This window comes from Flavobacterium sp. NPDC079362, assembly GCF_050267765.1.
GTDB lineage: Bacteria > Bacteroidota > Bacteroidia > Flavobacteriales > Flavobacteriaceae > Flavobacterium > Flavobacterium azizsancarii.
Genome location: NZ_JBNNFM010000004.1, coordinates 233,188 through 245,537, shown reverse-complemented (window position 1 = coordinate 245,537; position 12,350 = coordinate 233,188). Strand labels below are relative to the sequence as shown.

Sequence of the window (12,350 nt, the reverse complement as noted above, 5' to 3'; positions counted from 1 at the left end):
TGAGAACAACTGCCATTTATAATTAAGTATCGTAAAAAAACCAATAACTTAAATCATGTATTTTAAACTTACCTATTTAAATCTAAGGAGAATCGTCTTTTTAGTACTAGCGTTACTGGCCGTGCAAAGTGGTTACAGTAAAACTAATTTCCCTGAAGAATCAAATGTAAAAAATAAAATAGAAAAAGCAACACTTGTTTCTATTTTTTCAAAACTGAGCGCCCAAACGGATTATAAATTCAGTTACGGACAGGCTATTATTGCTGATAATGCCACTTACACAGTAAATTACACAAATGAATCTATTGCTTTAATTTTAAGTGATCTTTCTAAAAAAGCTAATTTCAATTATAATATAAACGGCAAATTAGTTTTAATTCAAAAAACAATAGCCCCTAAAACAATTGGTAATAATGCAGTTGAAAGAATCAAGATAAAGGGAAAAATTGTTGACGAAAATAAAGTGCCAATTCCTGGTGCCAACGTTATGGAAACAAGTTCTTCTAATTCAGTTGTTTCTGATTTCGACGGAATATTTGAAATTACGGTTGGCGAAGGAAAAACAATCGAGGTTTCGTATGTAGGTTATAAAACAAAGACAGTTTCAATTCAAAAAGGTTTTATGACCATTCAGTTAGAGCCAAATACGGCGGAACTAAATGAGGTTTTGGTTGTAGGTTATGGTAAGCAATCTAAAAAAGATGTTACTGGAGCTGTTACACAACTTGAAGCAGCAAATTTTAAGCAAGGAGTTACCATTTCGCCTGATAATTTATTACAGGGAAAAGTGGCCGGAGTTCGTGTAGTAAGTACAAGTGGAGAACCGGGAGCAGGAGTAAACGTTACGATTCGTGGAGTTGGATCGATCAGAAGCGGAAGCACACCTTTGTTTGTTGTAGATGGTGTTCCGTTGGCAAATGATGATGTGAGCCCTTCAGGAAGTAATGTTGGTTTTGGATCTTCATCTGCAAAAAATCCTTTGAACTTTTTGAACAGCAGTGATATCGAATCGATTACCGTTCTTAAAGATGCGTCTGCAGCAGCAATTTACGGTGCAAGAGGATCTAACGGAGTTGTTTTGGTAACGACTAAAAAAGGATCTAAAGGCGAGGGAACTTTGACATTTGATACCTATACAGGACTTTCGACTGTAGCTAATAAACTGGATGTTTTAAGTGCAAGTCAATATAGAGGCGCTATTAAAGAACCTGCTTTTGATCATGGCGGAAACACTGATTGGCAGGACGTAATTTACAGAACGGCAGTTACAAAAAACAACGCACTGTCTTTCTCTAAGCAAACAGAGTCAGGAAATTATTATGCTTCTGTGGCTCAAATGGATCAGGAAGGTATTATCCGAAATAGTAATTTCAAACGTATGTCGGGTAGAATTAATGCTGCCGAATCTTTTCTGGATAACAAACGTTTGAAAGTAAAAGTGAATCTTACGGCTAGTGAAACCAAAGATGATGGTGTTCCTACTAGTGATGACGGTGGTTCAAACGGTCAGTTGATTGTACATACTTTAATGGCAAATCCAACACGATCAGTTTATGATGCTAACGGAAAGTTTACCAACTTTAATATGAACGCACATTATAATCCTGCTTATTTATTGAGCATCTATGAGGATCAAACACGTACGTTGAGAGTTTTAGGAAATCTTGAGGCTTCGTTAAGAATTGTTGATGGATTAGAATATAAACTAAACATTGGTATCGATCGTTCTACGGCTGAAAGAAACACAACAATTTATCCAAACGTAACCGATTTAAATCCAAAAGGAAAATACGTTCAGAATAATTTAGATTCTAAGAACTCTTTGATCGAGCACTATTTAACGTATAACCTGGCTTTGGATAAACAGAAATTCGAAGTTTTGGGAGGTTTCTCTTATCAAAAATTTGAAAGATCAGGAACAAGTTTCAGTATTGACGGAATCGCTGCGCAGGGAGCTGGCATTAAGCCATCTATTAATCCTGGTTTTGCTGGAATACAGTCTGGAACTACCGGATATGCTCAGGAAAATGAGTTACAATCTTATTTTGGAAGAATCAACTATACATTCAACAATAAATACCTTCTTACAGCTTCGATGAGAGCAGATGGTTCGACTCGTTTTGGTGATAATAACAAATACGGTTACTTCCCATCAGCTGCGTTAGGATGGAATATTTCCAGAGAAAGTTTCTTAGAAAATGTAGCTGCAATAAACAACTTAAAGTTAAGAGCAAGTTGGGGACAGACTGGAAATCAAGAAGTTCAGAACAAACTTACTAAAGCAAGTTATTCCTTATCAGGTCCGGATGGATATTATTTATATGATGATTTGAATCTTGTAAACGGAGTTTCTGTAACCAGAACAGCAAATCCTGATTTAAAATGGGAAGTAGTTACACAATACAATTTAGGTTTAGATTTTAATTTATGGGGTGATAAGTTGTACGGAACTCTTGATTATTTCAACAAAACAACTACAGATGCGATCTTAAACGTTCCATCAAGTCCTTTGAAACCTACAACGACTGTATGGACGAATATCGATGGAAAAATTGTGAACAAAGGTTTTGAGTTTATGTTAGGCTCAAAGTTAGTAGATACTAAAAACTTTAGCTGGAACATCGATATGAACGGTGCAACATTAAAAAATAAAATCGAAGATTTGCCGGTTTCAGAAATCTTAACAGGAACGATTTCAGGACCTGGACAATCCGGAGTAAATGCTAACATTTACAAAAGCGGGTATGCAGCAGGTTCGTTTTATTTGTTAGAGCATATTGGTTTTGACAGTAAAGGCGGAAATATATTTAAAGATCAAAACGGAGATGGTAAAATCGACAACAGCGACAGAATTATTATCGAAGGAGCATTGCCAACTTTTTACTATGGTTTCAATAGCGATATGAGATACAAGAACTTTACATTCTCATTCTCTATTATTGGTCAAACAGGAGGTTATTTGTTGAATAATACAGGACTTAATGCATTAAACATAAATAACTTGGCATCTGACCGAAATGTAGCTACAGGTTATTATGAGTCTGGAGCAAATGCAGCAAACTCTCCAATTTTATCGACATTATTCTTAGAGAAATCAGATTTTATCAGATTGAATACAGCGCGTATTGGTTATAATTTTGATCTAAAAGGAGTGAACTGGTTAAATGGATTGACTCTTTATATTACAGGCCAAAACTTAATTACAATTACAAACTATACAGGTTACGACCCATTAATCAACAGCCCAAAATCAAGTGGAGGAAACCAATCTATTGGTATTGATTACGCTAGTTACCCAACTTCCAGAACGTTCAGTTTCGGAGCAACTTTAAAATTATAAATAATGAAGACAAAGACATTTTTCAGCATAAAAATCATAACAATATTCTCTTTTATTTTTCTCTTAAACAGCTGTACAGATCTTAATGAAGTTGTGTTGGATGAAAAACTGGGAACTGACGCTACAGATCCTGCCGGTGCCCTTGCTGCGGCTTATGACAGACTTGGAGACGGAACTTTTGTAGATCACGGCGCTATTTTTGCCATGCAGGAATATACTACAGATGAAGCTATTTTACCAACTCGCGGAAGCGACTGGGGAGATGGTGGAAAATGGAGGGACATGCATGAATTTACATGGACTTCAAGTAATGCGATCATAGTGGATAACTGGAATTTATTGACAAACGGAATTACTCGTTCTTTAACTGCAATTAAGTCTGCACAAGAAAGTACTTTTCCTGAAAAGGCATTATTTTTGGCTGAATCAAAAGCGCTTTTAGCTTATTATACATACACGACATTAGATTTGTACGGACAAGCTCCATCCAGAGATCCGTTGAATGTAGATGCGCCTTTGCAAATTTTGAAAGCAGAGACTGAGATCGACAAATTAATTACGGATGTTGAAGCTTTAATACCAAACTTGGCTGATATTGGTACACAAAGAACACACCACGGAAGATTTACCAAACAAGCGGCTTATGCTTTTTTAAGCACAATGTATCTAAATCGTGCTGTTTTTAAAGACCGTTATAATGCTGCATCCAGTTTCAATTTTAATGAACCGGCTGTTACCGGAAGCACAGGAACAGATATGGATCGTGTTATTTATTATACATCACTACTAATCGATTCAGGAAAATATAGTTTAGAAAGTGATTTTTTCAAAAACTTTGCAAGAGACAACGATAATGGTAAAGAACTTATTTTCGCAATTTCTCAAAAAATAGATTATATCCGTAACGGTTCTAACAGTTTTGCTTATGTGTGTATGGAGCGTAACCAGAGAACATCTGCTGCAAACAGAGGGACAAATGCTGCCTGTACAACTCCTGAATTTTACGCAACCTGGGACGGTAATCACGATGATCCAAGATTCGAGCAGCATTATCAATATGCTGATGGTACTTGGTTTATGAATGATGGCACAGATGTAAGTGTTCCTGCAACAGACATTATACCTAAAAGCAGCCCGGCACTGCCTTGGTTCCATTTTAATAGAGGAATTCAGGCCGGACTTCAATACGGACCAATATTATTGCCTTCAGGATCTCTTGAAATGATAGGTAACCGTATCAAAGTTTCTCCATTAGTTATGGAAAAAAGTACGGGTACAAGAATGAATTTTACGCCATCATTGACATTTGCAGATCCAACTAAATCTGTATTTGCTCAAAACGAAATCAATCAGGGAGCTCGTGTTTTTAAATATGAATTTGATCCTGAAGGAGGAAATGGTAACAGTAATGTCGACATTCCGTTGTTCCGTTTAGGAGGAATTTATGCCATGAGAGCTGAGGCCTATTTTAGAAAAGGAAACGGTGGTCTTGCTATGATAGATCTTAATAAACTGCGTACAAGCAGAAAAAGAGAATCATTATTTGGAAGCGCTGCGGGAAAAGCACTTACTTCATTAGACTCACAGCAATTGTATAAAGAATTAGGTTTCGAATTGTACTGGGAATTACAAAGAAGACCACAAAGTATACGTTTTGGAAAATTTGATTTACCAGGAACTGCAAAATCTGCTTCTCAACCCTTTAGAAGAGCATTTCCAATTCCACAAACGGTTATCGATCAAAAGTTTTTCAAACAAAATCAAGGTTACAATTAAAGTTTTGTGTTAGTTTATTTTTTTTTTTACAAAGAGCCTGTTTCGAAAGAGACAGGCTTTTTTTCATGAAGACATCGGAATGCTAGAAATCATTATCGTCAGCTTTACGACTTCTCCCTTTGGTCTAAAAGACAATATTGGGGTTACTTCGCGTTTCAAGAGATTGAAATCCCTTGCTATAAAATCAATCATTCCTCCGGAATTTCACAAAGAGTTCCGGAGGAACGAAACATATTGTAGGGATGGATTTTAATCCATTCTGGAACAATAACGAAGCGACGAAATAAATAGCACAAGACTTCGGTCGAAAAGACAATATTGTGGTTACAATGTAAAACGAAAAAAATATTCTTAGCAATCATAATCGCAAGCTTTGTCATTTCGATCGAAGGGAGAAATCACACAAGAAACTCCGCACAGAATATCGCTATTCCTCGCCAACCTTTGTCGATTATATAATGCGATTTCTCCCTTCGGTCGAAAAGACAATATTGTGGTTACTTCGCGTTTCAAGGGATTGAAATTCCTTGCTACAAAATCAATCATTCCTCCGGAATTTCACAAAGAGTTCCGGAGGAACGAAACATATTGTAGGGATGGATTTTAATCCATTCTGGAACGATTACGAAGCGACGAAATAAATAGCACAAGACTTTGGTCGAAGAGACAATATTGTGGTTACAATGTAAAACGAAAAAAATATTCTTAGCAATCATAATTGCCAGCTTTGTTCTGTTGCATTTTTTGTTTCTTTTTGTATTGAAGATTAGATAGTTATAATGTAAAAATTGGATGAGATATTATAAAATTAGAAAGCCATTCTATAACTAAATTTGAGAGTAATTCTCATATTCTGAAGTGAAAATTATACAGAGTAAAAAGTACACATAACACAATTCAAAAAATAAAATAAAATGATACATCAAATTGATACAACAGACAACATTGTAGCTTTTAGAGCATTAGCAGAAGTAACTAAAGAAGATTTTCTATCTGCCGTTGTTCCGGCTGTAGAACATTTAGTGAAGCAAACCAATGAAATCAACTTTTTGCTGGTGCTCGATACAGACATTAAGAATTTTACCGCTGGCGCATGGTTAGAAGATGCTTTGTTAGGATTAAAACATCTGGGAAAATGGAATAGGGCAGCAATAGTTACAGATTCTGATGAGATAATTACTTTCACAAACGGATTTAGTTATGTAGTTCCTGGAGAATTTAAAGGTTTTAAAAAGCTAGATTTTAATAAAGCCCTCAATTGGGCCGAAGGAAATATACAGGTCAAATAATCCTGTAAGTTTGGCATACGCTTATAGATTGATTTTGATTGAAGTAACTTAATTCAGATGTCGGCTTTAAATTGAGATTGGTTTATATATTACCCCATTTTAATTAAAAAAATCAACATTATGAAAAATTTACTTTTAGCCTTTGCAATGATCCTGTTTGCAGGAACGGCAATGGCGCAGCAAACGTCACAAAAAAAGAGCACTACAAAAATAGTATCAGATCCCACTGCGAATCCTATTCGTATTGATACAGTCAAAAGTAAAGTAGTTGCTAAGAAAAATAGTTCGCATAAAGTGGGAAACGGAAAGAAACAAGAAGCAAATACGACAAAAATAGTATCTGATCCAACCGCTAATCCTGTACGCTTAGATACTGTAAAAAATCCTGGAGCTTCTAAAAAAAGTATAGCACAAAAAGTAGGAACCGGTAAAAAACAACAATCCAATACAACAAAAATAGTATCAGATCCTACAGCAAATCCTGTTCATTTGGATACCGTAAAAAATCCAATTAAAAAATAGTCAGGATATTTTTTTAAGATTCTAAAGGTTGCCGGAAAAAGGCAGCCTTTTTTTTCGTCAGTTTGGGAAATTATTGTCCTATTCAGATCAAAAAAATAGGCCACGAATTCGCGAATCTTTATAGCTGATGATGTAGCATAATTCGTGAATTGGTGGCCAACAAATATTTCTTTTATTCATTAGTATAGAGTTTCAACAAAGATTAGTGATTATATTCAATACCACTACTGTCATTAATTTCTCTTTTTGCTTTTGCAACCTTAGTAAATTGTTTGTAACATGCTGAAGCTAATAATGGTAATGCAAGACCGCCAATAACAGCTGCAGCATTATTTTGTCCAACTTTTTTTAGAACTGCACCTATTAATAATGAGCTTACTCCGGCACATACTAATTGTTTAGCAGAAAGGTTTGGTATTGCGTTGCTTGTTTTTTCAGGCGTTATTCCGTGTAATAATGGATCTATAAAATTTAAATTTTCCATGAGTTTTCAATTTATTTAGTTATACTTTTTATGTAGATAGCTTTTCACCATCAGTTTCGTTTTCAATTTTTTCGATTTCGACTTTTTCTTTTTTAATAGCCTGTCTTAGCAAAGCAAAAAGACTCATATAGACGTTCGCTATAAAAACAAGCGAAAATCCTGCCAGAATGTACCCACGCCAATCATTTAGTAAAAGTTTATAATTACAAAAGATCAAAAAAGCAATTGTGACATAATGGCTAAAACAATATTCGCACGTAAAAAGATAAAAAACCTTTCGGGACAAAAGAGTCCTGTCGTTTTTCGAATGTTTTATGCACCATTCACGAGGTTCCTTAAAAATTTCTTCATGCGTTACAGTCCAGCTAATGCAGGCTATCGGAATAGCCAGAACAAATAACCAGATGATTTGAATTGTGATCTCCATGATAAAAAAGCATTTTCTAAGTCGATTTTAATTTATTCAAATTATAAAAATTAAAATTACTGCAATTCAATCCATTACCATTATATAGTTATACTTTTTTATTATAGAATTCCATATCAAATTCTAATTTACAAAAAATAACCGTTAAGTTCAAATCCTTAACGGTTCTCTAACTAAAATATGTCATAATGTCTAGAAATTTTCCGGATTAGTGCTCGGAAATGGATCGTGAGAAACTTCGTCCAGATCTAAATCGTCATCATCTTCATCTGAATCATCATCATCAAGATCACCATCTTTCTCCAGCGACTCGTCTAAATCTTCCGCATCCTGATCGTTTGTAATTTGATCTTCGCCATTAAGAATTGGTTCTTCGCCGGGATTGTTTTCATTTCGATTATAATCGTTAGTCTGATGATTAACATCATCTATATATTCGTCATGATTTTCATATTTCTTATCCTGATAGTTATTCTCTTTGTCGATAAGAGTATCTAAGTCCTGATTAAAATCACGGTTTTCTCTACCGTAATTTTGGTTACTTTCATTTTCCATAGTTATATACTTTAGAATTAATTACTTTTTTGTAGTCGACGGTTTTTTATCGTCTTTAGGATTGTGTTGCACTTCTCTTTTTGGAGAGGTTTCCTTTTTGTCTATTTTTTTATCCATCGACTTAGCACCTGATGTTTCAGTACTGCTGTTTTTTTGGTCTTTTGCATTCATGATATTTAATTTTTTAATTGTTTGTTATAGTACAAATCTACTTCACAAACGTAAAAAACATATTACATAAAAATAAAATCTAATTATATAGTTAACAGTATTTTATAATGTAATATTTAGACTTAATACTATAATTGTTTCTGATAGAGAAATTCTGTTTTTTACCTGAAACAGGCATTTACTTTTAATAGGTATTATTGTTTAGTTGTTGATTACCAAATATTTAAAAGATGTAAATTTTGTCCATAATCATGTAAATGCTTGGTTGTATAGTAAACTAAATTTGTCTTACTTATTTAGAGCTTGTCCATCTTATAATCACTTAGTAACTACATTAAAGAGAGATTTAAAATAAGCTGTTTTTAAAATTTATTTAAAAAAAAACAAACAACTATTAACATGAAAAATTCAAAAAAACCAAGTCAGGATCATGCGGATGAAAAGCAAAGAGATTTAGAATTTAATAAATCAAATGCCGACAATCAATTCATGACGACAAATCAGGGAGTAAAAATTAATGACAATAATAATTCCCTTAAAGCTGGCGAAAGAGGACCTTCGCTATTAGAAGATTTTATTTTAAGAGAGAAAATAACCCATTTTGACCACGAACGCATTCCGGAAAGAATCGTTCATGCGAGAGGTTCTGCGGCTCATGGATATTTTGAATTGTATGAATCAATGGAAAAATATACTAAAGCAGAATTCCTAAATAATAAAAGTATCAAAACGCCAGTTTTTGTACGTTTTTCTACTGTTGCAGGTTCAAGAGGTTCGACAGATTTAGCGCGTGATGTACGTGGATTTTCTGTTAAATTTTATACGCAGGAAGGAAACTATGATTTAGTAGGGAATAATATGCCGGTGTTTTTTATTCAGGATGCCATGAAATTTCCTGATTTAATACATGCCGTAAAACCGGAACCACATCATGAAATGCCACAAGCAGCATCTGCACACGATACTTTTTGGGATTTTATTTCGCTAATGCCAGAGTCTATGCACATGATTATGTGGGTGATGAGCGACAGAGCGATCCCGAGAAGTTTAAGAATGATGGAAGGTTTTGGAGTTCATACTTTTAGATTTATCAATAAAAATAATGAATCTCATTTTGTGAAATTTCATTGGAAACCTAAATTAGGAACTCATGGAGTAGCTTGGGATGAAGCACAAAAAATATCGGGTAAAAATTCTGATTTTCACAAGCAGGATTTATGGGAAGCAATCGATGGCGGAAATTTTCCTGAGTGGGAATTAGGAGTGCAGATTATTCCGGAAGCTGACGAACATAAATTTGAATTTGATCTTTTGGACCCAACCAAATTAATTCCTGAAGAATTAGTTCCGGTACAAATCATAGGTAAAATGGTGCTGAACAAAAATCCGGATAATTTCTTTGCAGAGACAGAACAGGTTGCCTTTCATCCCGGACATGTTGTTCCCGGAATCGATTTCTCAAATGATCCGTTATTACAAGGGCGATTGTTTTCCTACACAGATACACAATTATCACGATTAGGAAGTCCTAATTTTCATGAAATCCCAATCAACCGTACCATTGCACCAATGCATAATAATCAGCGGGACGGTCATATGCGCCAGGAAATTCCAACCGGACGTGTAAGTTATCATCCAAATTCATTAGGAGGCGGTTGTCCGTTTCAGGCAAAAATAGACGAGGGTGGTTTTAGCAGTTTTAATGAGCGAATCGATGCTCATAAAATCCGCGAAAGAAGCGAAAGTTTCTCTGATCATTTCAGTCAGGCAAAACTTTTTTATAACAGCCAAACGCCAATTGAACAAAATCATATTGGAGATGCTTTGTCTTTTGAATTAGGCAAAGTAGAAACTATTGCAATTAGAACGCGTATGTTAGGATTGTTATCTCAAATTGATAAAAATCTGGCTGCAAAAGTCGGCAAAGCATTAGGATTAAATGTACCGGCAACGCCAGAAAAACCAATTAATCACGGAGTAGGAGCAGATGATGAGGGAAAACAAGAACCTAAAGAAGTAAAACAATCCATTGAGAATTCAGATGCTTTAAGTATGTTGAAAAACCCAACGATATCTAATACAATTGCCACCAGACAAGTTGCTTTTTTATGTGCCGAAGGTGTAAATGCCAATTCGATAAAAACGATGAAAACGGCGTTGAAAGAAGCCGGAGCAAAGGCCGTAATTATTGCACCGCATCTGGGGACAATCGTTTCAGAAGAAGGTTTAGAAATTGCAGTAGATCAAAGTTATCTTATTGCAGCTTCAGTATTATTTGATGCTGTGTTTATTCCTGCCGGAAAAGGAATTCTGACTCTTAAAAACAAGAAAGAAGTAGCTGAGTTTATAAAAGATTCTTACCATCACTGCAAGTTTATTGCTGCCGAGGGTCAGGGAGTTCAGGTACTTCCTCTAAAAGATGATTTGCATAAAGATGCGGGAATTTTAACCAGCGAAAAAACAGGCGATAAGGCTTTGGCAACTTCTTTTATAAAAGCAATGGGAAGACACCGTTTCTGGGAACGTGAAGCAATTATTAAACAACAATAAATTTTGAAATGTATTTTCTAATAAGCAAAAAATGAAAAAATTTATATATCAAAACAGTCTTTCGATTGTGTTTTTGTTACTTTTTATAGGAGCATTTTTAGGTCAGATTTATTTTGGTATCGAAGAATATAATAAAGAGCTTATAGAAAACGGTGGTCATGCGATTACATTGAGTAATTATCTGACCACCGGACATTTCTTTGAAGCTACTTTTGAGAATTGGGAAAGTGAGTTTTTGCAAATGGGTTTGTTAGTTTGGCTAACTATTTTTTTAAGGCAGAAAGGTTCATCAGAATCTAAAGGTTTTGATGGAGAGGAAGAAGTGGATCGCGAACCTTCTCCACAGCGAAAAGATGCGCCATGGCCAGTAAAAAAAGGCGGAATTTTGTTGTCTCTTTATAAAAATTCGCTCACCATAAGTTTATTCCTGCTATTTATCGTTTCTTTTTTTCTTCATTTTTACGGAAGTTTTAAAGATGAAAATACAATGAATGTTTTAAAAGGAGATCCGCAAGTTTCTTTAGCGGACTATTTAGGACAATCTCGTTTTTGGTTCGAATCTTTTCAAAACTGGCAAAGCGAGTTTCTGTCAATTTTTGCAATAATTGTGTTATCAATATTTTTACGACAAAAAGGATCTTCACAATCCAAACCTGTAGATGCGCCACATAGCGAAACAGGAGAATAAAATCAAGTAATTTAATAAATAATAATATGGCTTCTGAAAAGGTAATTGAATGTTGCCAGGCTTTGATAGAAAAAAAACTGACTATAACTTTTGTCGAAAGTGCCTCTGCAGGAAGATTAAGTTATGAGTTTTCGACCGTTATAAATTCAGGTAAAATTTTAATAGGAGGGATGGTTTGTTATCATCATTCTATGAAAGAAGATTTACTGCTGATTCCGCACGGAACCATTAAAAAACATACCGCAGAATCAGCTATGGTTACCAAGTTAATGGCACAGAATTTTCATCGATATGTTCCATCTGAAATATGTGTTGCCTTAACCGGATTAACAACTCCCGGCGGAAGTGAAACAGCAAATAAACCTGTAGGTACGATCTTCGTTCATATTATTTTGCCCAATAAAGAAATAGCGAGACGTTTTAACTTTAAAGGAAAACCGGAAAATATCGTTGAAAAAGCAATTGATGCTACAGCAGAATTGATTCTGGAAGAGATTCAAAAAATTCCATTATAATTAAAAGCCGAAGAGTGTGGTCTCCACGACTTT

Annotated in this window: 11 protein-coding genes; 7 read left to right on the top strand and 4 right to left on the bottom strand. The window is 34.8% G+C overall.

Translation table 11 applies throughout. The annotated features are described in order from the left end of the window. Positions 1–55: 55 nt before the first annotated feature. The 4 genes from ACQKCJ_RS06430 (at position 56) to ACQKCJ_RS06415 (ending at position 6,927) form a co-directional block, all read left to right on the top strand. Positions 56–3,340, top strand: coding sequence for a SusC/RagA family TonB-linked outer membrane protein (locus ACQKCJ_RS06430; protein WP_427401647.1), 3,285 nt, complete (start codon positions 56–58; stop codon positions 3,338–3,340). Between the two features lie 3 nt (positions 3,341–3,343). Continuing rightward, on the top strand, positions 3,344–5,116 hold the full coding sequence (locus ACQKCJ_RS06425) for a RagB/SusD family nutrient uptake outer membrane protein (protein ID WP_427401646.1): 1,773 nt from the start codon (positions 3,344–3,346) through the stop codon (positions 5,114–5,116). Positions 5,117–6,030: 914 nt separating this feature from the next. Then, the gene (locus ACQKCJ_RS06420; protein ID WP_271335959.1) at positions 6,031–6,405 is read left to right on the top strand and encodes an STAS/SEC14 domain-containing protein; all 375 of its coding nucleotides are present in this window, start codon (positions 6,031–6,033) and stop codon (positions 6,403–6,405) included. A 120-nt stretch (positions 6,406–6,525) separates the two neighbouring features. Then, the gene (locus ACQKCJ_RS06415) at positions 6,526–6,927 is read left to right on the top strand and encodes a hypothetical protein (RefSeq protein WP_427401645.1); all 402 of its coding nucleotides are present in this window, start codon (positions 6,526–6,528) and stop codon (positions 6,925–6,927) included. A 202-nt stretch (positions 6,928–7,129) separates the two neighbouring features. Here the strand turns inward: ACQKCJ_RS06415 and ACQKCJ_RS06410 are convergent, their stop codons facing one another. From ACQKCJ_RS06410 to ACQKCJ_RS06395, 4 genes are all read right to left on the bottom strand, one after another. Then, positions 7,130–7,411 carry a PrgI family protein gene (locus ACQKCJ_RS06410; protein WP_271335961.1) on the bottom strand — a complete coding sequence of 94 codons (282 nt, stop codon included), beginning with the start codon at positions 7,409–7,411 and terminating at the stop codon, positions 7,130–7,132. A gap of 28 nt (positions 7,412–7,439) precedes the next feature. Then, positions 7,440–7,838, bottom strand: a complete 399-nt coding sequence (locus ACQKCJ_RS06405; protein WP_271335962.1) for a hypothetical protein — start codon at positions 7,836–7,838, stop codon at positions 7,440–7,442. A gap of 192 nt (positions 7,839–8,030) precedes the next feature. Further along, positions 8,031–8,393, bottom strand: coding sequence for a hypothetical protein (locus ACQKCJ_RS06400; RefSeq protein WP_427401644.1), 363 nt, complete (start codon positions 8,391–8,393; stop codon positions 8,031–8,033). Positions 8,394–8,414: 21 nt separating this feature from the next. Then, positions 8,415–8,564: a hypothetical protein gene (locus ACQKCJ_RS06395; protein WP_271335964.1), complete on the bottom strand. Its 150-nt coding sequence runs from the start codon at positions 8,562–8,564 to the stop codon at positions 8,415–8,417. A gap of 399 nt (positions 8,565–8,963) precedes the next feature. Between ACQKCJ_RS06395 and ACQKCJ_RS06390 the strand changes: the two genes are divergently transcribed. From ACQKCJ_RS06390 to ACQKCJ_RS06380, 3 genes are read left to right on the top strand one after another with little or no spacing between them, the layout of a single operon-like run. Next, entirely contained in the window at positions 8,964–11,114 is a 2,151-nt protein-coding gene (locus tag ACQKCJ_RS06390) for a catalase (RefSeq protein ID WP_427401643.1), read from the top strand. 31 nt (positions 11,115–11,145) lie between these two features. Continuing rightward, entirely contained in the window at positions 11,146–11,802 is a 657-nt protein-coding gene (locus ACQKCJ_RS06385) for a DUF6766 family protein (protein ID WP_271335966.1), read from the top strand. Positions 11,803–11,828: 26 nt separating this feature from the next. Continuing rightward, positions 11,829–12,317 (top strand): CinA family protein, encoded by a 489-nt coding sequence (locus ACQKCJ_RS06380; RefSeq protein ID WP_427401642.1) that lies wholly within the window; start codon positions 11,829–11,831, stop codon positions 12,315–12,317. Positions 12,318–12,350: the final 33 nt, after the last annotated feature.